Origin of the sequence: Planococcus plakortidis, assembly GCF_001687605.2 — a bacterium.
GTDB lineage: Bacteria > Bacillota > Bacilli > Bacillales_A > Planococcaceae > Planococcus > Planococcus plakortidis.
Window position 1 is genome coordinate 2,394,442 of sequence record NZ_CP016539.2, and the last position, 23,728, is coordinate 2,418,169.

Annotated in this window: 21 protein-coding genes; 3 read left to right on the forward strand and 18 right to left on the reverse strand. The window is 41.8% G+C overall.

Going from position 1 to position 23,728, the window contains the following annotated elements:
* Window position 1 precedes the first annotated feature (1 nt).
* The 12 genes from BBI15_RS12060 to BBI15_RS12115 form a co-directional block, all read right to left on the reverse strand.
* Window positions 2-607, reverse strand: coding sequence for a sugar transferase (locus BBI15_RS12060; RefSeq protein ID WP_068869821.1), 606 nt, complete (start codon window positions 605-607; stop codon window positions 2-4).
* Window positions 591-1,778 (reverse strand): glycosyltransferase family 4 protein, encoded by a 1,188-nt coding sequence (locus BBI15_RS12065; protein WP_068869823.1) that lies wholly within the window; start codon window positions 1,776-1,778, stop codon window positions 591-593. The genes BBI15_RS12060 and BBI15_RS12065 overlap by 17 nt, the downstream gene beginning before the upstream one ends.
* Window positions 1,766-3,046, reverse strand: a complete 1,281-nt coding sequence (locus tag BBI15_RS12070; RefSeq protein ID WP_068869826.1) for a nucleotide sugar dehydrogenase — start codon at window positions 3,044-3,046, stop codon at window positions 1,766-1,768. Before BBI15_RS12070 ends, BBI15_RS12065 begins: the two co-directional genes overlap by 13 nt.
* Window positions 3,046-4,056: an NAD-dependent epimerase gene (locus tag BBI15_RS12075; protein WP_068869828.1), complete on the reverse strand. Its 1,011-nt coding sequence runs from the start codon at window positions 4,054-4,056 to the stop codon at window positions 3,046-3,048. Before BBI15_RS12075 ends, BBI15_RS12070 begins: the two co-directional genes overlap by 1 nt.
* Entirely contained in the window at window positions 4,056-5,423 is a 1,368-nt protein-coding gene (locus BBI15_RS12080) for a phenylacetate--CoA ligase family protein (protein ID WP_068869830.1), read from the reverse strand. The genes BBI15_RS12075 and BBI15_RS12080 overlap by 1 nt, the downstream gene beginning before the upstream one ends.
* 1 nt (window position 5,424) lies before the next feature.
* Entirely contained in the window at window positions 5,425-6,606 is a 1,182-nt protein-coding gene (locus BBI15_RS12085) for a glycosyltransferase (protein WP_068869832.1), read from the reverse strand.
* Window positions 6,603-7,916, reverse strand: coding sequence for an O-antigen polymerase (locus tag BBI15_RS12090; protein WP_068869834.1), 1,314 nt, complete (start codon window positions 7,914-7,916; stop codon window positions 6,603-6,605). Before BBI15_RS12090 ends, BBI15_RS12085 begins: the two co-directional genes overlap by 4 nt.
* 67 nt (window positions 7,917-7,983) lie before the next feature.
* Window positions 7,984-9,213 carry an oligosaccharide flippase family protein gene (locus tag BBI15_RS12095; RefSeq protein ID WP_068869835.1) on the reverse strand — a complete coding sequence of 410 codons (1,230 nt, stop codon included), beginning with the start codon at window positions 9,211-9,213 and terminating at the stop codon, window positions 7,984-7,986.
* Between the two features lie 252 nt (window positions 9,214-9,465).
* Window positions 9,466-11,331 (reverse strand): polysaccharide biosynthesis protein, encoded by a 1,866-nt coding sequence (locus BBI15_RS12100; RefSeq protein WP_068869837.1) that lies wholly within the window; start codon window positions 11,329-11,331, stop codon window positions 9,466-9,468.
* Between the two features lie 125 nt (window positions 11,332-11,456).
* Window positions 11,457-12,224 (reverse strand): tyrosine-protein phosphatase, encoded by a 768-nt coding sequence (locus BBI15_RS12105; RefSeq protein WP_068869839.1) that lies wholly within the window; start codon window positions 12,222-12,224, stop codon window positions 11,457-11,459.
* 183 nt (window positions 12,225-12,407) lie between these two features.
* Complete coding sequence (locus BBI15_RS12110) at window positions 12,408-13,112, reverse strand: CpsD/CapB family tyrosine-protein kinase (RefSeq protein ID WP_068869841.1); 705 nt, start codon at window positions 13,110-13,112, stop codon at window positions 12,408-12,410.
* Window positions 13,105-13,839, reverse strand: coding sequence for a YveK family protein (locus BBI15_RS12115; RefSeq protein ID WP_068869843.1), 735 nt, complete (start codon window positions 13,837-13,839; stop codon window positions 13,105-13,107). The genes BBI15_RS12110 and BBI15_RS12115 overlap by 8 nt, the downstream gene beginning before the upstream one ends.
* A gap of 177 nt (window positions 13,840-14,016) precedes the next feature.
* Here BBI15_RS12115 and BBI15_RS12120 point away from each other — a divergent pair, with 177 nt between their 5' ends.
* Together BBI15_RS12120 and BBI15_RS12125 are read left to right on the forward strand one after the other, a co-directional pair.
* Entirely contained in the window at window positions 14,017-14,808 is a 792-nt protein-coding gene (locus BBI15_RS12120) for an SGNH/GDSL hydrolase family protein (RefSeq protein WP_068869844.1), read from the forward strand.
* A gap of 13 nt (window positions 14,809-14,821) precedes the next feature.
* Window positions 14,822-15,742 (forward strand): LCP family glycopolymer transferase, encoded by a 921-nt coding sequence (locus BBI15_RS12125; protein ID WP_208599431.1) that lies wholly within the window; start codon window positions 14,822-14,824, stop codon window positions 15,740-15,742.
* Window positions 15,743-15,941: 199 nt separating this feature from the next.
* On the opposite strand, the gene BBI15_RS12130 is transcribed toward BBI15_RS12125, so the two are convergent.
* From BBI15_RS12130 to BBI15_RS12145, 4 genes are all read right to left on the reverse strand, one after another.
* Window positions 15,942-16,181, reverse strand: coding sequence for a hypothetical protein (locus tag BBI15_RS12130; protein WP_068869848.1), 240 nt, complete (start codon window positions 16,179-16,181; stop codon window positions 15,942-15,944).
* Between the two features lie 254 nt (window positions 16,182-16,435).
* The gene (locus BBI15_RS12135) at window positions 16,436-16,630 is read right to left on the reverse strand and encodes a hypothetical protein (RefSeq protein ID WP_068869850.1); all 195 of its coding nucleotides are present in this window, start codon (window positions 16,628-16,630) and stop codon (window positions 16,436-16,438) included.
* Window positions 16,631-16,824: 194 nt separating this feature from the next.
* The gene (locus BBI15_RS12140; protein ID WP_068869852.1) at window positions 16,825-17,976 is read right to left on the reverse strand and encodes a glycosyltransferase; all 1,152 of its coding nucleotides are present in this window, start codon (window positions 17,974-17,976) and stop codon (window positions 16,825-16,827) included.
* Window positions 17,977-18,012: 36 nt separating this feature from the next.
* Entirely contained in the window at window positions 18,013-19,035 is a 1,023-nt protein-coding gene (locus tag BBI15_RS12145; RefSeq protein ID WP_068869854.1) for a dTDP-glucose 4,6-dehydratase, read from the reverse strand.
* A 538-nt stretch (window positions 19,036-19,573) separates the two neighbouring features.
* Here BBI15_RS12145 and BBI15_RS12150 point away from each other — a divergent pair.
* A complete protein-coding gene (locus BBI15_RS12150) occupies window positions 19,574-19,723 on the forward strand; it encodes a hypothetical protein (protein ID WP_157101661.1) in 150 nt (49 codons plus the stop codon).
* A gap of 421 nt (window positions 19,724-20,144) precedes the next feature.
* On the opposite strand, the gene BBI15_RS12155 is transcribed toward BBI15_RS12150, so the two are convergent.
* A complete protein-coding gene (locus BBI15_RS12155) occupies window positions 20,145-22,160 on the reverse strand; it encodes a bifunctional 2',3'-cyclic-nucleotide 2'-phosphodiesterase/3'-nucleotidase (RefSeq protein WP_068869858.1) in 2,016 nt (671 codons plus the stop codon).
* A 370-nt stretch (window positions 22,161-22,530) separates the two neighbouring features.
* Window positions 22,531-23,565, reverse strand: coding sequence for an Ltp family lipoprotein (locus tag BBI15_RS12160; protein ID WP_084632880.1), 1,035 nt, complete (start codon window positions 23,563-23,565; stop codon window positions 22,531-22,533).
* Between the last annotated feature and the right edge of the window lie 163 nt (window positions 23,566-23,728).

Below are 23,728 nucleotides of genomic sequence, written 5' to 3' on the forward strand. Positions count from 1 at the left end.
ATTACGACCTCCTGGATGTCGAACTGCCTTTAAATTTTGTCATTGTCGCTTGGCCATCTTGGGAAATCCCTTCCGACTTGAATACTTTCATCACCGTCATAAAAAGAATCTTAATATCCAACCATAAAGATTGGTTCTCCACATACCAAACATCATATTCGAATTTCTGTTCCCATGAAATCGCATTTCGGCCATTTACTTGTGCCCAGCCCGTAATTCCCGGTCGAACAGCGTGGCGTTTCTTCTGCCTTTCATTATATAAATCCAAATATTCCATTAGAAGAGGGCGCGGACCCACAAAGCTCATATCGCCTTTTAAAACATTTAGAAGCTGCGGGAGTTCATCCAAGCTCAATTTACGCACGACTTTTCCGAAAGAGGTTAAACGGACATCGTCTGGCAACAATTCACCGTTCTCGTCTCGCTCATCTGTCATAGAACGGAATTTAATGACGTGAAACGGTCGCTCTTCAAGCCCAGGTCTTTGTTGTTTAAACACTACTGGGGACCCGATTTTACTTCGTATTAAAAGAGCAGTTATTAAGATGACAGGCGATAAGACCATCAAAGCTATTAAACTTACTATGAAATCAAACAGTCTTTTCATATAACCCAACTTCTTCTGTTAAAGTATTAAAAAGTTCAATCTGTTTTGCTAGTACTTTTTGTTCGTCGAATAGTTCTTCTGCGATTTTTCTGCTTTCTTTGGAAAAAGATTTACGCAGATCACCATCATCTGCCATCATCTTCATTGAATTGTATAGCTCTTCGATATTTTCTTTTTCGAAGAGGAAGCCATTTCGATTTGGAAATACTTCTTCTCTACAGCCTCTAATATTTGAAGCAATAATAGGCAAGTTCATTCCCATTGCTTCAATGATAGACCTCGGCAATCCTTCACGGTGAGAAGGAAGTACAAAAGCATCGCTTATAGACAATAATTCTGCTGTATCATTCCGGAACCCTAAATGAAGAACCCCTGGAGAGGCTAACAATTTTTGTAACTCTGCAAAGCTTTCTTGATCTCTTTCACTATCGAGCAATCCGCCGATGAGTACCAGTTTGACTTTAGGATTCTCTTTATGAAGTCTGTTGAAAGCATGAAGTAGTTCGAAAACTCCCTTTTCCCTCACTAGACGCCCTATAAAAGTAAATACTATATCCTGTTCTGCAATGCCAACTTCTTTTCGAAGAGTCGACACTTCTACAATTTCACGGTTAAACTTTGTCCAAATATCCACACCATTGCTTAAATGAATCGTCCGTTCTTTTGAGCAAAAGCGATCATTGATGGCCAATTGATAATCCTCGATGCTTTGCAACAACAACCAATCTGTCATTCGCCTAGCTGCATGTTTTTCAATTTCATAAAACATTTTATAGACTTTAGGTGACATGTCATCATGAAAATAGAATCCATGCGCAGTGTAAACAACATTTTTCTGTCCCACCATTTTAGCTGCCACTCGAGCAAGCAAAGCAGCTACAGGCGTATGAACATGAACAATGTCGTATTTTTCTTTTTTCATTAAAGAAGCAAATGCACGGATTGTTTTTAAATTCGAGATGGGTGATATCTTGCGTTCTATAGGCATGTTTATCATTGTAAGACCTTCAGCCTTTAACTGCTGAAAAAGGCCAGTATCTGCACATGCATTATGAACTTCATACCCCTGCTTCATGCTTTCCTTAATGAGAGGCTTTAAAAGACGGTCTACGGAGAAATCTATCGCACAGACTTGCAGTATTTTAACAGGCCTACTATTTACAGTCTCCATAATTCCAACTCTGCCGGTTTCTCTTCTTGTGGAAGCACACTCTTAATATCAACCACAATACCATCTTTTTCTTTCAAGAGTGACTGTACACCTTCCCAGCCTTTTTCTACATATTCTCTATGAGGAACCGCGAATACTACCGCATCTGATTTTTCTAACTCATCAAATGGAATTAACTCTACTCCATATTCGCGAACCGCATCTTTCGATTCAGCCTCAGCATCTGTCACTTGAATATCCACATCATATTCTTGCAGCTCACGAATAACATCGATTACTTTAGAATTTCGAAGATCAGGAACATTCTCTTTAAATGTCAATCCAAGTACAGTTACTTTCGAACCTTGTACCCCAGCACCTTTTTTGATTAATTTTTTCACTAAAGTGCTTGCAATAAAGTTACCAAGATTATCATTCACACGACGTCCCGACAAAATTACCTCTGGTTGATATCCAACAGCTTGGGCTTTATGCGTTAGGTAATAAGGATCTACTCCTATACAATGTCCTCCAACAAGGCCCGGTGAGAACTTAAGGAAGTTCCATTTGGTACCTGCAGCAGCCAGAACTTCTGTTGTGTCTATATCTAAACGGTCAAATATTAATGCCAATTCGTTCATCAAGGCAATATTCACATCACGCTGGGTATTTTCAATAACCTTTGCTGCTTCTGCAACTTTTATTGAACTTGCTTTATGTACACCAGCTTTTACAACACTCGCATATGTATCAGCAACTATTTCCAAGACTTCGGGAGTTTGGCCAGACACTACTTTTGTAATTGTAGTAAAAGTATGTTCTTTATCGCCTGGATTGATGCGTTCAGGAGAATAGCCTACGAAGAAATCTTCTCCATACTTAAGACCTGAGAACTTTTCTAGTACAGGCACACAGACCTCTTCTGTTGCGCCAGGATACACAGTCGATTCATATACCACAATCGTTCCTTTTGATAAGTGTTTTCCTACTGTTTCCGATGCTTTAACTAATGGTGTTAAATCTGGCTGGTTGTGTTCATTAATTGGAGTCGGAACAGCCACGATCAAAAAGTCTGCTTCAGACAATTTACTTCCATCAGATGTGAAATCGATATTTGATGATTGCAACTCTTCATCTGCAACTTCATTTGTATAGTCTGTTCCGGATTTTAATGATTCAATCCGATTCTCATTGATATCAAATCCGATAATATGATGCTCTTTTCCGAACGCAACCGCTACTGGTAATCCTACATATCCTAAGCCTACTAAACCAATTTTTCTGTCCATTATAATTTCACTCCATAATAGTCGACGTACCAGTCAACGAATTTTCCGACGCCATCTTTAATATTTGTTTGTGGTTGAAAATCGATATCCCTAAACAAATCCTCAACGTTTGCATAGGTAGCTGGAACATCTCCAGCTTGTAACGGCATAAAATTCTTGATTGCTTCCTTGCCAGTCTTTTCTTCTATTGCTTCAATAAAATCCATTAACCTGACAGGACTATTATTGCCGATGTTATAAATTTTATATGGAGCATAGCTTGTTCCTGGATCTGGTGATTCACCCGTCCAGTCGGGATTTGGCTGTGCTGGCTTATCAATCAAACGTGAAATGGCTTCTACAATATCATCGACATAAGTAAAATCTCGCATCATATCACCATTGTTAAACACATCAATCTGCTTACCTTCTAGAATATTTTTAGTAAACATGAATAGTGCCATGTCAGGCCGGCCCCATGGCCCGTAAACCGTGAAAAACCTCAGACCAGTAGTAGGAATATCATAAAGGCTGCTATATGTATGGGCCATCAATTCATTCGCTTTTTTCGTGGCTGCATACAAACTTAATGGATGATCTATATTGTCATGGACTGAAAACGGTAGAGAAGTATTGGCCCCATATACTGAACTTGAAGACGCATAAATTAAATGCCTTACTTTACCATGTCTGCAAGATTCGAGGATGTTAGTAAAGCCCACGATATTAGAATCAATATACGCTTTGGGATTCTCTAAACTGTAGCGAACCCCAGCTTGAGCTGCTAGATTAATAACCACTTCCGGCTTTTCACTTTTAAATATACTATCGACCTTCTCACTATCTTCTAGATTAACTTTAAAAAACTCAAAATTATTTCCTTTAAGCAGACCTAATCGAGATTCTTTAAGTGAAACTGAATAATAATCATTAAGATTATCTATTCCTATTATTGTATGATTAAATTCCATTAATTTTTTAGCAAGTGTTGATCCAATAAAACCTGCCACTCCAGTAATTAAAATTCTCATTAGGACACCTCACAAATTATTCTTCTTGTTTTACCGCTACTGTCTTTTTTTAATTCATTAGTAATTTTAAACTCTAGTTCAACCGTATCTCCAAACCGTTTTCTAAATTCTTTGATAAGAATTTCTTTATCATTAATACTTAGTTCTTTATTATTTATTGTTTTTAAGTTTAGTGTAATTTTATTTAAATCCTTTTGAACAAACTGACAATCTTCTACAGTGTCATTCTCTAGAAACCTAAATATAGCCATGGTAGAAGCAAAGCCGATTTTACTTTTATTTACAGCAATTAATTGCTCCCCCGTTCGTCCTTCTATAGACGAAACCACTGGATGTACACTTCCACAACTACATATCCTATCATTATCAAACTTAATAATATCACCTATGTCGTATCTTATTAAAGGTGTTCCGCTAGTAGTAAAACTAGTTATAATTGCTCCATTCTTATACTCTTCAATAACACCTGTTCTGATATCAAAATGTAATGTTCCTTTATAGCACTCAGTAACAAAAGGTGCACCTTCTGCAGATGCGTATTGATTATAGACTTTGCAATTAAATACTTCTTCAATTAAAGACCTTTGAAAATCATATAGATTTTCAGAAGTTGTAAATACTGCTTTAAGTTGAAACTTAAACCTTAAATTATTTTGTTTCATATAAACTGCAAGATTATAAATAGGATTTGGATATCCATCGATACTAACAGGTTTGTACTTGTTTAAGTTATTAAAGTAATACTTTAAGTTTTCTTCAGACATGTGATAAATAGAATAGTACCTTTGATTTAAAACGAAATTTTTTCGCCAAAAAATATTGTATGGGTTGGTATGGTTGTTACTAATAATTGTCTGAGCATTAAAGGTGGCTCTTTTTTTAAAATTTTTAACTCCCAATTTTTCTCTAAAATATTGATAATACGCCATCCTCTCCTTAAATTCACTAGGCACATATCGAATTTTAGTAGGTAGGCCTGAAGTCGTTCCACCTGTTTGAGCTTTAGTTGAATTTTTTGAAGAAATCGTATAAATTTCATTAACATTTTTTTTAAATTCATCCTTTTTAATGATTGGAAGAATTTTAATTTGTTCAATTTTCAATAAATCTCTAATTTTTATATTTTTGTATTTCTCTCTATAATAATTACTTTCATAACAGGATTTCTTTATGAATTCTAAAAATCTATTTTCTTGATACTTTAATAATTCTTCTTTTGACCAACTATCACTTTCATGAAAAAATTTTTTGTAACTTCTAAAGTCATTATCGAACCTTTCTCTATACAATTTTATACCATAGATGGATATTCCAATATTTTGCAAATAAGAAGGTACTTTGTCATAAATTCTTTTTAGACTACTCATATTACTTCCCCCTGATATCACTAAAAAACTTAGTATATAAATTATCTCGTTTATCTTTTAATCTATCCGGTAAATACTCATCTGCTTTTTTAATATTGGTAGAGGCTGCTTCTAACCTGCTACTCTCAATTTCTATAAACGAATTAATTTTTTTGTAAAGCCTGTTATAATCATTGGGTTTATGTAGATGTTTCTCAGATAACAACTCAGGTATTCCACCTACATCTGAAGCAACACAAGCACACCCTCTACTCATCGCCTCAATTAGGGCTCTAGGAAGCCCTTCGGTTTTACTAGGTTGTATGTAGACATCAATAGTGTCTAACCAATTGATTACTTCATCGTTACTTAATTTCCCTTTAAATAAGACATTATCAGAAATATTCAATTCTGCAGCTTTCTTTTTCCATATACTAGATGAACCTCCTCCAACAATTTCTAGTTTTATTTTAAGATCTTTATTTAATAGACTAAAGGCCTTAAGAGCATCATCTATCCCTTTATACTTAACGTTCAAGTTTCCAATTATACCGATTTTATAAATATATTTTTTCTCGCGAATCATTTTCATTCTTTTTTCTAAGACCTCTTGATCTTTTGAAGATAATAGAACATTAGAAGCACTAGCCCTCAGTCCTTGGGTAGGATATTTTTTTTGCAAAAATTCTTTAGATACGTATAAAACATAGGATGCTGATTTCAAAGATTTTTGATATTTCTTTTTTGCGGGTTTAGAATAAAGCTTTCCTAACATTGAACCATGAAATTTGTATGCATCCTCAGGACACCCCACCATTTCAATAAGTACTGGTTTTTGTAATCCTTTAGCTATTTGATATGTAAGTAATCCTATTTCACTAGGGAGTCTCACAATGACGCCATCAACACCACTTATAGATTCTTTTAATATATCTTTTGCGATTTTTCTGTTATGATACATATTTTTCAGACTTGAAATACTAGGAATTTTTTTAAAATAAACATTTTCCGCACTAGAAATGCCATAATTTGCAGTATCCTCTATTTTTTTTTCCAGTTGGCGAGAACACACTGTTAGTTCTATATCATGGCTTAGATACCTATTCCATAATTTTTTTGTGAATGTAGAACTATACATCAAGCCATCAGTAGTATTTTTTATTAGTGGCACATCATGGGCAAACAAAATTTTTAATTTATTCACTTTTCAAACTCCTTTGTCCTCTCTACTTTTTTCGAGAAGTAATATTGCTTATAAACTTTATTAATCAAAAATATAACTAAAATGGGGATAATAATTTGCTTAGAAAATTGTGACATTAATGTAGCAAAGTCAGCTCTTGTAACATAAATTACTAGCGGCATGGTGAGAATGTATATGTTCATAATATAAAAGTTATTAGATCCATATTTATACAACAACTTAATTGTAAATCCTACCATAATACCCCACAATATAACTCCAATCATCCCAAAGTTCAAATATCCTTCTCCAATAATAGAAAAGCCACTTCCTCCTCCTCTACTCAGTAGATTCGGATAAAATGTTTGATTAAACCACAAAGTTGGACTACCAGCTATGTTAAGAAAAGCGCTTTGTATGTCCCAAATTAAAGTTTCACCATATTTAAAATCCCATTTACTTTGATTCAAAACTAGAGTCGCCAAATTTCTACTAGCAGCTACGAACTCTGAATTTACTATGCTAATAAATATATTGTCGTCCAAAGTCAAGTTAATCCCTTTAGTTGAAAAGCTTTTTAAGTTCTGTAAAAATGGCATTGTAATAATCACAAGAATCGCAATAAGCATTACTATTTTTTTAGAAATTTCACGATAATACACATGATATATGAATATACCAACCCAAAATCCCTTTAACAGAAGATCTCTCTCTCCATTTACAGAAAAGACAATAATTAACCAAACTATGTAGATGAAATAAATGAGATAAGGGAACTCACGATTTTTATTTATTTTGTATATTAAGTAAAAAGAAAATGTGACAAACAAAAAGTTAAAAGAAAGAGCTAGAAAATCTATTGGTGATGAACTTAATTTAATATCGTACTTCGAGGTTAGACCAGTGCTATAAAGATATACTATATAAAAAGAACCTAACACTGCTAAAATCACACTCACGACACGATAAACATCAAATTCAGATTTCATCCATTTCTTCTCTATTTTCAAAGTGTATACCTTAGGACTAATAACAACTATTAAGGTAACTAAAAAAACATACTGTATAATAAACAATTCCCATGTAGCATTAGTATAAATCTCGTTTCCAAAAAGCACCAAAATCAAATTCCCGAATGAATATAGCGAGAAAATAGGGATATACCAAACAAAAGGATGGATAATATTTAATTTAACAGTCGAAATTATTACGGTGTTTAATATTACAATTGCAATTAAATTGCATATGGGATTAGGTATGCACGCAAAAACTACACTGATTGCACAACTCATCAATAAGAAAAAATAAACTAAATAATTTGCCCTGTTCATAAATTGCTCCTTTTTAAAACCCGCTTTTTCTTAAGTGCTTAATTCTAAAAAAAATAGATTTTGTGATTTAACCGATAACCTTTTCAGTATTTTCAATTAGGCTCTTAATTCTTATATTAAAAAATAGCAATCTAAGAACTAATTGTATGAATGATAATATTGCAAGGGAAAAAGCTGCCCCAACTATTCCATAAGAAGAAATAAGAAATATACTCACTGGTAAACTCAGTAGCAAGACTATAATTACGATTTTGAGCTGGATAGTAATATAATTAATCCCCATTAAAGCAGTGTCAAAGTTCCAACTCAGTAAACCAATAGCATTTGAAATCGAAACTACAAGTAAAACTTGACTATATTCTGCATACTCAACTCCATAAATGATTCTCAAAAGAGTTTCTCCGAAATAGTAAGTAAGAATGATCATTAGAAAACCTAATACTAAAGCAGTCGAAGATAAATATATATATGTAATTTCTTTAATTTTTTTGTAGTTTTTATCTTTATATAATCTAGAAATTTTAGGTAAAAAAACTTGTGAAACAGAATTCATAAATAAATTTGATACCGTTATGATATACATTATTGCTGAGAAAAAGCCTAAAACCTTAGGACCTTCGAAATATTCTAAAACATATCTAGGAATATTGACATTCGCTGAAAAAATCATTTGAACTAGTCCTAAAGGAACCCCTAACCATAGAATCTTTTTAAAACTAACCATATTTACTTTCTTTATCGTTAAAAATTTGAAGGTATAGATTAATTTTTTTTCAATAAAAATTACGAAAAGTACTTGAATGAAAATTTGTGTTAGCAGTGCTAAAGTTAAATTTCCCCAAAAATACAAGACATAAGAGAAACCAATTAATATGCACAATTGTTTACATATCATTATTTTTCCTATTATCTCCAATTTATTTTTTTTGTGAGGAACTGCATAAAAAATATCAGATTGCAAATCTAATATTTTCGCCAACCCTACCAGGAATACTATAATAAAATATTGATTGTAAAAAATATAGGAAATTACAGATAATAAAAACAGAACTACTAGACTCATAAAATATCTTATAAGAATATAATCTTCAATATTTTCTTCCCTAGTAATATAGAGAGATCTTAATTTCATGTTTCCAAATAAAATAATCGGAGCACTAACTGCAAATGCTAAGGAATAAACACCTACTTCTACAGGAGATAGTCTGTTTGCGATTAAAATAATAATTAACCATTTACCTAATGCGGAAAATATATTTGCAAAGAATATCCATGATAAATTTTTAATTATTTTCATAATTATTCTTCACTCTTTCATCTGACAATACGTCAATTATTTTATCGGTTATACTTTTAACAATTAAAAATATGTATTTTTATATTTAAAGATATTTTTGAAATTATAATTTGGTATATTATTAAAATACTTGCTTAATTAGACAAGTTGTTCCAAATAAATAACATATAAGGCCATTTTTTTAAGAAACCTTATATGTCACCAATCTGATAATATTGTTAAATCAACCTTTGGACTTGAATATAAGATAATTTAAAGTGCTTGAAATTGCTTGCTTTTAGTTTGTATTAATTCCTCGCTACTTAATTCAACATTTTTACGATTCGCAATACCCACTAGTACATCTTTCAGTTCTATACTATTCATTTCGTGAAGTTTCTCCATAACATATTTGAGTTCTAATTCAGCTATAGGATTTGCTTTGCCAATGAATATTTTGGGAAATACTTGTTTGTTTTGAATTTCATCCGAATCAAGCAACTCTTCATACATCTTCTCTCCAGGTCGTATGCCTGAAAAGTTAATTTGGATATCAGCTTCAGAATAACCAGATAAGCGAATTAGGTTTTTCGCTAAGTCTACAATTCTGACTGGCTCTCCCATGTCTAAGACGAACACCTCTCCACCACGAGCTAGGGTACCGGCTTGAATCACCAGCCGTGAGGCTTCTGGAATCGTCATGAAGTATCGGGTCATATCAGGATGAGTCACTGTTACAGGGCCACCAGCTGCTATCTGCTTTTTAAATAGTGGAATAACAGAACCACGAGATCCAAGTACGTTGCCGAACCTTACTGCTACAAAGGTCGTTTCACTCCGCTTAGCCAAATTTTGAACTATCATCTCCGCAAAACGCTTTGATGCCCCCATCACATTTGGGGGATTGACCGCTTTATCAGTTGACACCATAACGAAGTTTTTCACTCCAGCCATATGCGAAGCTTCTGCTACGTTCTTAGTACCATAAATATTGTTCTTCACAGCTTCCATTGGATTTCTTTCCATTAAGGGAACATGTTTATGAGCTGCTGCGTGGTATACAACATCTGGCTTGTACTCATCCATAATATCAATAATTCGCTCACGATCTTGAATATCTGCAATTAATGGAACAATTTCAGTTTCATTGCCTATAGACCTGCGAAGCTCCATATCAATTAAATAGATAGAATTTTCACCATGACCAAGTAATAAGAGTTGCTTTGGGCCAAAGCGAGAGATTTGTCGGCAGATTTCAGAACCAATCGAACCGCCTGCTCCAGTCACTAGGATCGTCTTGTCCGTCAATTGATCGGCAATTTTGTTCATATCAAGTTTCACTTCTTCGCGACCTAGAAGATCTTCAATTTTCACGTCTTGAATATCTGTCACTGAAACTTTGCCAGTCATAACATCTTCAATAAGGGGGATAGTTTGAGTTTTGATCCCAGTGTCCATACAGTGCTTAATTAGTTCTGCAGCTTCTTGCTTGGAAAGTGAGGGAATTGCAATGATAATGCGCTCAATCGCATTGTCTTTTGCGATATCGCCAATATCTTTTGTCTCGCCATGCACGACACGAACATCGTAAATATCGAGACCATGCTTATTCTTGTCATCATCGACGAATAGTACCGGCAAAAATCCATTTTCAGGATTGTTCAATAATTGGCGTGCAACAAGTGTGCCCGCTTTCCCAGCACCTACGATCATTGTTCTTTTCAGTTCTTGTTCTGAAGACTTTAACTTAAAAGCTCGACCACGCATCACGCGCCATGAAAGGCGAGATCCACCAATTAAAAGCACATGAAGCATCCAAGTAATAGCTAGCGCACGAATTAGGATGTCGCCGCGATAGGAAAATTGCACAAGTCCAATTGCGACAATGGATAAAGTCACAGCTTTTACAATAGACGAAAGTTCGCCAATCGAGGCATATTCCCATACTTTCCGATAAAGACCGAAGTACATGGCAAAAACATGATGTGCGATAAAAATTGTTAAAGCGCTTGCTAGGAGGAATTGGTTCTGGAAGATATCTACGTAAGGGTAGAGGATGTAGTAACCAACGAAGATAGAGAAAAATACAATTAAGGAATCGACTACTATGAGTAAAGACATTCTGTTTTTCAGTGACATGTGGGTCCACCCTTTCACGAGGCATTACTATTTACACAAGTTCTGGAAATCTGTTGCTAATTTTAACATGTATTTTCCAGTAAAGATAGAGCATAAATGTAAAATTCATACTAAAATATTAGGTTTTAAGCAAAGATATTCCACCACTTGCCCTTTTCTATGTCTTGTGGCTCAAGAACATACAAATCTTGATCCAGGAGGATGCGGTCATTGTTCTCGAGGAGTATGTCAATCATCTGGTGACGCTTCTTTTTTTCCAGTACATCGAGACCTGCATTGAAATGGAACGGTCGCACATCTTCGCTGTGAACATCCGAGCCATATACATGGATCATATTGGCATCGATCAATTGAAGAGCCGTCTTTTGGATGCTTTTGCCGAAGCTACCGGAGAGTGATCCAGCTGTCACTTGCGCCATAGCACCGTGAATTAACAGTTTTTTCAAACGCTCAGGCTTTTGAATAATTCCTTGATTGCGTTCTGCATGAGCAATAATCGGAATATAATTAGCAGTAATTAATTGCTGGATGACCGGCACTGTGTAAGCTGGAATCCCGGATGAGGGCAACTCTAATAATACATAACGTGATTCTGCTAAAGTCAGTGCCTCGCCATTTGCGAGTCGTTCCGGCAATTTATCCGACAAGCGACATTCCTGTCCACTATAGATTTCAAGCGGCAATTGCGCTTCTTTTACATAGTCTTTCACTGTTTTTAATTGCATATGAAGTGCTGCGATATCAGTCTTGAAATTCGGGTGGTGGCCGTGCGGGGTCGCGATAATGCCCGTCAATTGCTCATTGATCGCCATATTCAATAACCGCTTAGTGTGTTCCATTGTTCCTGCACCATCATCCAGCGCCGGTAAAATATGTGAGTGCGTATCGATCATGTCTAGTTCCCTCCTGTTGCTCGGCAATCATTTCTCAAGTCCAGGTATTCATTTCTCTATATGAGATCGCTATGTATTTGCTTGCGATTGATAGATTTGACAATTATGGCTAGCTTTAATTCTTTCTTTGAAGAAATTGGGTATCGCATTTAAAAGAAAAAGCAAAAGGAGGAGATCCCCCTTTCACTCTTCAGCATTGCCGTAGTATTGGTAATAATAGCTGTCTTTAGCCAGCTCAAAATTGTTCAATACGGCGCCGATCAATTTGCTATTGGACGCTTCGATTGCTTCTTTTGCTTTGGCGGCCATTTCCTTTTCCGTGCTTCCGGAATTGACAACCAAAATTGCACCATCGCATTTATTCGCCAACACCTGTCCGTCCGTTACAGACAATACAGGTGGAGCGTCAAAAATCACGACGTCATATCGTTTCTTCAAATCAGAGATAAGCATTCCCATTGCGTTGGAGGCCAATAGTTCTGCGGGGTTTGGCGGGATTGGCCCGCATGTCATCAAATCCAAACGCTCAATAGTTGTTGGACGGATTGCGTCTTCCACTGTTGCTTGACGCGTCAAAACGTTAGACAATCCGATCGTGTTCGGCATATGGAATGTATAGTGAGTGGTTGGTTTACGCATATCGCCGTCTACAAGAAGGACATTTTTCCCTTCTTGTGCGAACACTGTCGCGAGGTTTGCAGAAGTGGTTGACTTCCCTTCGCCAGGTGCAGCGGAAGTAACCACGATTGAACGCAGTTCCAAATCAGGTGATGCGAAATTGACATTCGTCCGCAAGGTACGGAATTGTTCCGAGACAAAGGATTTCGGCGTTGTGTGCGTGATGACTTTACGGGCAGTTTGCTGCAAACTCTGTTTTTTCTTAGCCATTCAATTCCGCCGCCTTTCTGCGATTGCTCGTTGTGGTTTCCAGTTCTGCTTTTTCTTTAATCGGTGATATCACACCTAATAATGGAACTCCAAGAATGTCTTCAATATCTTGTTCTGTCTTCATTGATGTGTCAAGGTATTCACGCAAGAATGCGATTCCGACGCCAAGCATTAAACCGACTACTGCAGCAATCGCCATATTTAAGATAGGGTTGGGTTCAACGGGACTTGGGTTTTCCTTCAATATCGCTGGAGATAAAATTGATACGTTGTCTACGTTCATTAGCTCGCGAACATCGTTTTCAAACACTTCCGCTGTTGTGTTAGCAATTTCGACTGCCTGTGCTGGATCTTCATCGCGCACGACCACATTGACAACTTGTGAGTTTTCAGCTGTATTGACTGTAATTTTTTGCGTCAATTCTTCAGCACTCATATCCAAGTTCATCTGCTCGATGACTGGATCGAGAATCGCCGGACTTTTAATGATGACCGAATATGTATTGATAAGTTGAAGGTCAGTTTGGATGTTTTGATTAGTCAGTTGTGAGGCTTCTGTTTGTTCTTGGTTGACGAGAATTTGTGTTGAGTTCTCATAAATCGGTGTCAGGAACAAAAACGAAACCGCTCCTGCAATCGTGATTGCCAGGATTGTCGTCAGTGCAATAATTCCTAGGTTTTTCTTTAATGTCTTGAATAAATCCTGTAAGCTAATAGTCTCTTCCATGTAGTAAATGGCTCCTTCTATTTCAATTTAAATAATAGACAAATTTAAACAACATAAGACAGTATATCACAGGAATATACCATTTGGACTTCCAATTTTAAAAAGTTATATAGGAACAAGGATGGATTTATGCTATCTTTAATTTATATAAATGGCTATTTTTGAAAGGAGCAAAGCATGAAATTGTATAAATTAGGGGGACTCATTGCGGTCCTTGCTTGCCTAGGAATCCTTGTCTATTCTTACTTATCCTGGCAGGACAAACTGCAAGGGGCCGGCTTGCCTGACGAGACGGCAAGTGCCGAAACCCAAAACACCGAGACCAAAAACCAAAACACTGAAAACGGGTCAAGCAGTGACAATTCTGTGAACGAAGAATCGCTCGCCAATATGGATGAAGCCGTACAGGAACTGTTTCTCCAGAAAAGTTCCACAGGCGAAACGCTCGAATTGTTAATCGCGGGATCTGCAGCGCTTGAATCCGGCGAGCCCGGATATGCGGAGCGCTTGAAGGCTTCCTTGGAAGACGCTTACGGCGATTCGGTTGAAGTGTCGATTCAAGCGATCGACGGTACGTCCTATAATTTGCCGGAAGTCGATTTGTCTGCCGGCTACGACGTGGTCTTGCTTGAGCCGATGACGCTCATGAACAACGACCGCATCTCCATCGAGGATGAGCGTGAGGACGTCCGGGACTTCGCCGCCCGCATGGAAGCAGAAAATCCGGAAGCCCAGCTTGTATTGCACGCGCCGCAGCCGATCTACGGGGCCGGCTTCTATCTCGCGCAAGTGCAGGCACTGGAGGAATTCGCCAATCTGTATGGCTATCCATACATCGAACATTGGAATGCATGGCCCGACACGGACGATATCGCCTTGAAGGAACATTTGACCGATGAAGCCGTCCCTAATAGCAAGGGCGCTGAAACGTGGGCATCTGAACTAAGCAGTTATTTTATTGCGGACTAACGGAGGAACGAATGTGAAAAAGAAACGCAAATGGCCGAAGTACGTGCTCATCGCATTGCTTGTGGCACTCATCGCTGGCGGCATTTATGTCTATAGCGTCTACTCAAACTTCACCACCACACTGGACACGATGCACGAACCGGTCGAACGCGAACAGCCGTCTGTCGAACGGACTGAAATCGTCGAGTTCGACCAGCAAGACCCGTTCTCTGTGTTACTGCTCGGCGTCGACGAACGCGAAGATGACCGCGGCCGTTCGGACACGATGGTCGTCATGACCGTCAACCCGGAAACACAATCGACGAAAATGGTCTCCATCCCGCGTGACACATACACCGAAATCGTCGGACGCGGCACGACAGACAAGATCAATCATGCCTACGCATTCGGCGGCATCGAAATGTCGATGAACACGACTGAGAACTTACTCGATATCCCAATCGATTACGTCGTGCAAGTGAATATGGAAGGCTTTGAAGACATCGTCGATGCAGTGGACGGCGTCACCGTCAACAATGCGCTCGCCTTCGATAACTTCCCAGAAGGCGAAATCGAATTGAACGGCGAACAAGCTCTCGACTACGTCCAGATGCGCAAGCAAGACCCGCGCGGCGACTTCGGGCGCCAGGACCGCCAGAAGCAAGTCATCCAAGGCATCATGCGAAAAGGCGCTTCCATCAACAGCCTGTGGAACTACAAAGACATCTTCGACGCGCTCGGGCAAAACGTCCGCACGAACATGACCTTCGACGAAATGGTCGATGTGCAGCGTAATTACCAAGACGCGGTGGCGAATGTCGACCAGATGATCATCGAAGACGGCTACGGCGAAACGATCAACGGCATTTGGTATTACATGATGGACGATGCGGAACTCGCGGAAATCCAGTCGACCTTGAAAGAGCATTTAGAATTGGAACAAGCAACGGAATAACAGAAAAGACAGCTGCACTGGCCGATTAGGCATTGCAGCTGTCTTTTTTTATATATAGTGAGACGACCTAGCTTTCGTTTCATTTGGAAGAGCCGCAGTGCCTGCTTGGTGCTGGATGTCCCTTGCGGATCCCAAAAGCTATAGCGTGGGATGAGCTTCGGCCCCGCGCAAAGTCTTTCCACACAAAAAATAGCCACCCTCAAAGGGCGGCCATCCATTCACCGGAGTTCAGTGCTTTTTTTTTAATGAGATCGAACTTGGCTGCCTGCAGTTGGCATTGCTGGACGAAGTGGACGAACGCGCGGCGCGGGATCCCCAGTTCCTTCGCCCCGACAGCGGGACCGAGATCTTTCTCGATGTAATACTCGTACATAATGTCGCCAATGGCTTGTTTGTGTTCTCTCTCTAATTGCTTTTTCACCAACTCATAATCTTTCATGCCCCCGACACTCCTCTTGTATGGTGCGTTTAAATACAGTTTCTATAAGATATACCAATTATATTCCTTTTAAACCTTTTTGACTAGTCTTTTTTGAATATTTGTACCTACTTTATTTAAAGAACCAAATAATTTGTCTTTAAACCGGTCCATTTCTCCCTTTTCTATTGTGACGACCGAATCATTTGATGCGTCCGCCATAAAATTTTCGCATAAAAAAACCGCCTCGTCTTAGAGCGAGGCGGTTTGTACACTTACAGGCGCTGCAATTTATCCGGTTTTAAGTTGAATTGGTGGACGAAGTGCATGAATGCTTGTCTCGGGATCCCAAGTTCCTGCGCACCAGTGGCGGGGCCGCAATTCTTTTCGATATACACATCGCGGATGATTTGTTCGAGCGGCTGCCCGTATTGTTTTTCTAAGCGGTGTTGGTATTCAGCGAATTCCAATCAGGCTCACCTGCTTTCTGCTTATTGGGGGGTGACAGGAGTCCCTACCTGTTTTAACTAATTTTTATTATACAGGATGATTTCGCCAATTCCTAGACCGAATGGCATAATCAGAAAATAATTTTTTTAGTTTTCTCATCAACTTCATTTTAAAAAATAAATTGAAGGAACTTTCTGATTACTAACCACTTACGTCATAGGCCTTTCGCCCGTTGCAACTTGTCATTGGCCATCGCCAGGAAATCGTTCATCACGGCATCGATCTCGAATTTACGCGCTTTGTGCTTGCAACGCGCCGCCACTTTCCGGTAAGCGTTTTCCGACACGAGCAAGTTTTTCACCAATTCGCCGATCTCGTAAGTTTCCGGCGCTTCCCAGTACGATTCGCCCACTTCGTAAGGCGGCAGTTCGTGGAAATAGCCTTCTGACAGGGCTTCGGCATCGTTCGCGCGCGACGTGATGCCCGGGATGCCGGAACCGCACGCCTGGATCATCATCGCGCCGGATCCGACAAAGCAGAAGCTGCCTTTCAGGATGTCTTCCATTTGGCCGGCTTTCGGCATCGGGTGCAGGAAGATATGATTTTTCGCTTCGGATTCGCTGATGCTTTTTTGCAGGCGGGCTTCGTCCGGGCCTCCCCCGTAGATATGATAAGTGAATGCCGGGTCGATCTGGATGAGCTCTTCCATCAATTCGATGACTTGTGCGTAGTGGGTGGTGAAGGCTTGGATGGTGCCGATCGAAACGATGCGCCTTGAATGGGGGCTGCCGTAGTCCGTTTCGGGGCTTGGCTGTTCGATCGGCGGGGGCATGAATTGTTCCGGCATTTCCGTCTCGAGCGCCCGCGCGGTGTAGCGGCGGACGGTCGGGTTCATGAACACCAGCTTTTGATGGAATTCCTTGTCGACCGCTTTCAGCGCGCGGATGATTTTCTTATTGCGCTCGAGTTTGTACAGTTCGGGCTGATAGACGCCCGACATGTGCACATGCGCCGGCAAGGCATACGACAATAACAAACCGGGTGGGCTGAAGGAGTACACGACATCGTATTTATCGGAGCGGACCAATTTATTCAGCACCGCTAAATCGAGCATCGGTTCCTTGTTGTCGTCGCGGGCGAAGAGCTTGAGCCCATTGACCTGTTTCAGGTGTTTGATGAGCGGTCCGCCGCCGCTGTACAGATAGACGCTCACTTCGTAGCCGTTCTCTGCGAGCCAGCGCGACATGCGGACAATGAGCGCTTCGACGCCGCCCGCTTTCATGTGTTTATGGACGAGGGCGATTTTCCGGACTTCGCCGTCCGGTTTTCGCCTGCTGTGTTGTTCAATCGTTTCGAATGGAATCATGGGTCACCTCGTGTCAACTGTCGTTTGGTTGATGCGTTATACAACTTCCCATAGCCGCTTTTTCGAAAGCGTCCACTCGATGGTGTCTTGAATGCCTTGGCCGAATTCTGTCTCGGGGACGAAATCAAGCTGCTGTTTCAATTTCTCTGCCGATACGGCAAAGCGGTGAGGCGCTTTCGCCCCGCCCGCCGGTTCGACAAAACGGATATGTTTCGTGTAGCTGTCATTTCCCGGGAAATGGCGGTCAAGCGCTGCGCAGATCCGCTCGACGATGTCGATTGTCTTGAGCGGCGCCTCGCCCCCTGCAAGATAGGTTTCACCCGCTTCGCCGAGATGGAACATGGTATCCGCGGCACGCCAGAAATCGGCGATGTAGAGCCAGTCGTGGACATCTTCTCCACCGGAATAGACGGGAATGACACTGCCGGTGAGCGCTTTTTGCAAAATGATCGGGATGAGCTTATCGTCCTGCTGATGCGGGCCGTAGACATTCGGCGCCTGCAAAATGACCGTATCCATCCCATAACTCTCATGGAATCCGCTGACCATGAGATCGGAACTTGCCTTGCTCGCGGCATACGGGCTGATCGGATCGTATTTCATCGTTTCATCCGCAAAGCCATGATCACGCGGCCCGTATACTTGGTCGGTCGAGATGTGCAAAAAACGCGAATCCGCATAACGGGCTTTAGGTTCAAACGGCCCGTCCATCCATTGCTTGCGCGCACAATCGAGTACATGGAAGGTGCCGAGTACATTGGTTTCCGCAAAGATGCCGGGATTTCGCATCGACTCGCCGACATGCGTTTTCGCCGCAAAATGGATGACGTCATTGATCTCATAATGCTCGAATACTTGCGCGACGGCATCGCTATTGCGGATATCGACCTGGTGAAACACATAGCGCTTATTTGCAAACAAGGGCCGCAGCAATTCGGGCACCTTGTCCGCTTCCCGGTCGATCGCCACGACTTGATAGGCCGGATATTTGACCAAAAGCTCATGGATAAAATGCGAGCCCAAAAAGCCGTGGCTTCCTGTCACCAACATCGTTCTCATCTTCAACCGCTCCTCCTTTCTATTTCCTTGGAATTGTGAACACATTCCCATCATTTCCCCCACCTCTTCTGCCGTTTTCTATAATTTACCGGTCAGAAGTTAAAAACAAGTTAAAACTTGTATTTAAAATAGTGGTTTAAGTATACAAAAGATTTAGGCAATATGGAATACTTTGGGTAAATTTTAAGAGACTTTAGTTATAACTATTTCAAGATATTATCCAGTTCCTTGCTAACTTCAAGGGAGAACTGCACTTTATCGTGTTTCATGTTGATAGAATGCTATTTATTTTGCAGTTATGTAGGAGGATTTGGATAGAAAGCAGGAGGGAATTGGTTTTGTGGAGTCAAATTGGAGAGTTTCATATAGAAGACAGCCTGAATGGGTATGATACGGTAGAGAAAAGAAAGGAGAGATTAGGTATCGAGTCTTCGATTGTTATGTATATTCTTTTCGTAGGAGCTGCACTCGTTATGGGGCCCTTTCTGCCATTATTTTCATGAACATCTACCGGAAGAATCATCGTGCAGGTTTGTTGGTGGGCATACTGAGCTTATTGTGGATCGTGTATCAAGTGTTCACGCTGGCCAATCTCTCCATATCGCTCGCTATCACGGTCGTAGTGATTTTCCTGTTTTTCTGGATTGCGGCATATCGGAAATTGAGAGCTGAAGGAGTTAGTGAATGAGGGATGGATTGCGAGGTGGTTTCTTGGTAGTATTCGCAGTCGCCGCTTAGGGTTGAGCTCCCGCAATAAGCCGAGAAGAGCACTCGTCTTATTGCTTCGCTTCACCCATGGCGCGGAACTGCTTAGAGATTTCGCTGTTACTGGTTTGCGTGATGCGAGTGTTTCTATATAAATCACATGACTGGATCGACGCTTAGTGGTTGGAATGATTTCGAAAGCTTGCCTACTTCGCTGTCGACGTTACATGTTCACTTTGTTATTTCTATTCGTTCATTACAAAACGTGAAGATATTTTGTAACCACTCTACCATTAGAGATGAAGCGGAAAGCGTCGGCTTACAGCGAAATCTCTACCACTCTTCATTCCTATATAAAACATAAAAAAACAGGCCCGAGAAAATCTCTCGGGCCTGTTTGCTGTTTACTGGATTGTGTAGCCGTATTTCGCGAAGCCGTCTTGCGTGGCTTCGATGTACTGGATGTTCGGCTCGTTCTCAGCCAAGGATTGCGCTGAGTTCGATGTCTCGAACACGAGGTTCGGGTCGCCCGCTACCGGCGCGAATTGCCAGTTGCCGTCTGCGGACGGGTCAATGGTTCCGACTTCCACGATGTAGTCCTGGATCGCTTGGCGGTTCTCATATGCAAAGTCGATCGCTTCGGTCGCATTGCGGACGCCTGGGAAGTTGCCGCTTGCGCGGTAGTTGTTCGTCACAACGAGGAACTCCTGGTTCGGGTCGATCGCTTCCTCGTTATACTGCAAGTTCTCGATGCGTTCTGCGCCTTCATTGACAACTACACCTTCGCCGTCATATTTCGCTGGCTCGGTGATGTCGATGTCGTACGTGACGCCATCGATGACATCGAAGTTATACGTGCGGTAATTGTCGTTGATGAAGGTCTGCTCGCCTGTCGCGTTCGGGTCGATTTGCTTGAACTGGCCGGCTGACATTTCGAGCCATTCCTTCAGGTCTGCGCCTGTCAGTTTCAAGACGAAGACAGTGTTGTCGTAGACGTAAAGGTCTGCGACGTTCTTGATGGCGATTTCACCGGTTTCGATGTTCGTGTAGTAATCGCCGCCGTTGCGCCCGCCTGCTTTAAACGGTGCCGCTGCGGATAGTAACGGCAGGTCAGCATTTGGTGTTCCAGCTAGTTGCTGCTCGGCGTACCATAGCTGTGCGTTGTTGACGATTTGTACGGATGGGTCATCTTGCACGAGTGAGAAATAGCTGTTGATCGGCGCTGTCGTTTCGCCGACCGGGCTGCGGATGTATTCCACCGTGCCTTCGTGCGTTTCTTTTACGGCTTCGATGACTTGCTCTGCGACTTCATCAGTCGTGGAATCGATTGCGCGCAGTTCCGCTTCGCCGTTTGTGATGCGCCATTTCTTGCCGCGTGGCTCAAGCGTCAAATCGATGACGCCGAGGTGGCTGCCGAACTTACCTGGCATGACGACCGGCGTGCCGTTGATCGTGCCGTTTTCCTGGTCGACATTCGCCAGTTCGCTATAAGATCCCGGGAACACGTCGTGATTGTGGCCCGTGATGATGGCATCGACGCCGTCCACTTCCGTCAATTGATACGTGACGTTTTCTTCACCGACGGTATGCACTTCATCGCCCATGCCTGAGTGGGACAGCACGACAACGACGTCCGCTCCTGCTTTCTCGACTTCCGGAATGAATTTCTCGACCGTTTCAACGGCATCTTCAGCGATCACTTCGCCTTCCAGATGCGCGCGGTCCCATTCCATGATGCCCGGTGCGACGACACCGATGACGCCGACTTGGATCGTGTGTTTCTTGCCTTTGCGGTCGGTCACTTCTTTATCCATGATTGTGTATGGCGTGAAGCGGTTCTCGCCGGTTTCCGCGTCATACACATTGGCGTTGAGTACTGGGAACGGCGCTTCTTCCAACGCGTTATCGAGATAGTCGAGGCCGAAGTTGAACTCGTGGTTGCCGAGTGTCGAGGCATCGAAATCGAGTGATTCGAGTGCCGCGAACGCCGGATGCAACTCGTCGTCTTCGAGCGGATCGACGCTCACTTTATAGCCGCCGAACGGAGTGCCTTGAATCAAGTCGCCGTTATCGAACAGCAAGCTATTGCTGTTTTCCTCACGCGCATCTTCGATCAGGACGCCCGTTTTCGCGAGCGACAGGGAATTGGATTTCGCGTCGCGGTAATAATCGTAGTTGACGAAGTTTGTATGTAAATCTGAGGTGCCGAGAATCTGTAGTTCGACTTCTTTCAGTTTTCCTTTTTTGCCGTTTTCCTTCCATTGCTGGATGTGCTCTTTAAAGCTTTGCCCCTTGCCTTTGCCCGGGTTGTCCTGCGCGTGCGGATTGCTGTCTCCCGCCGCAATCGCCGGCGCACCGGCCGTCAAACTGCCAAGCGCCAGCACCGAAGCGGCGAGCGTCAAGGATAGTTTCTTGCTCATTTGTCCATCTCCTCTTTGTTCATAATGGTCAAGCTTGTTTATTATACAACTTCGGATTCCTAAATTGAATGCGTTTACAAAAAATTGCATCTATTGTAATAAGATTTACATCATCGGTAGTTTGGAATGGGTTTATGGAGGACGAATAGTCACGGGGCGTTGTTGTTAGCTATGGAGGGGATATGAAGAGGATTTATTCTATATAGGGAGTTGATAGAGCCTGACAATGGTCAACCACGTGCAATCGCTTTTGTATACCGTTGAGGCAGGCTGGTGCAGTTGAGTATTGAAAGATCTTGAACCCAACAAAAAAAGAGCCGCCGTTGTGGCCGCTCCTTTTTGTGTTGGGTGTTGGATCATCTTTCTTAAGTTACAACCCGATGGCATCTACAGCGTAGACGGCGTCCGCGTTGCTGAAACCTTCAAACTCCAGCTGTTCGATGAGGCCCGCTCTTGAAAATGGCGTGTAGTCCAGGTATTCCTGGGCTTTTTTCACGGCTTGTTCTGTCCAGTTGACGGAGATATTCTCCACGGCGTATGCTGCGTCTTCGTTGCTGAAGCCTTCAAAAACAAGCTGCTCGATCAAGCCGGATTTCGAGAAGGCCGAGTACGCCAAATAGTCTTTGGCCTTCTGCACACTTTGTGCTCTCCAGTCGACGTCGATTTTATCGACTGCGTAGACGGCATCCGCATTGCTATAGCCTTCGAATTCCAATTGCTCGACTAGGCCGCTCTTCGAGAAGGCGGTAAAGCTGATGTAATTTTTGGCGTGTTCCACTGCTTGCTGCTGGGACAGTGTTCCGGCTTCGGCAGCCGCTTTTTCAGCAGCGGCTTTTTCGACTGCTTCCTCTTCAGCTGCAATGCGCGCTGCTTCTTCCTCGGCTTCACGTGCGGCTGCCTCCTCTGCTTCGCGGGCTGCTGCTTCTTCTGCTTCACGTTCCGCTTCCGCTGCCGCCTGTTCTTCTGCTTCTCTCGCTGCCGCTTCTTCCGCTTCTTTTTCCGCTGCTTCTTCCGCTTCGCGTGCAGCTTTTTCCTCTGCCTCACGTTTTTCCGCTTCTTCTGCTTCACGCTCTGCCTCTTCCTGCGCCTCACGTTCCGCTTCTTCTTCCGCCTCGCGGGCTGCGGCTTCTTCCGCTTCACGTTCAGCATCTTCATCGCTTGTTTCTTCTTCAGGAGGCGCCTCCGCTTCCACTTCCTCCACTGCCGCAAGATCTTCCTCGACAGGATCCGCCGTGACTCCGAACATGACAAATGAAATCAAAACTGCCGGCACAAAATACATGACCGCTTTCTTCCTGTTGCGACCGGATTCCGGCAGCCACTTCAAGACGAGACCCGGTTTAATCATCCCTATCACCAAGGCAATCACAGAAACCAGAAACAGCAGCAAAAACACATTTTCCATTTCATTTCCTCCTCGTAGAAGTCGATTCCATGGCTTGGATGGTTTGAGGGCCGCAATCATTACTTTTGCACTGCGCAATATGTCTTATCCATCATTATATAGGTTGATTATTGTTAAAACAATGAAAATTTTACTTTTTCGTGATGATATCCTTTTTTAATTA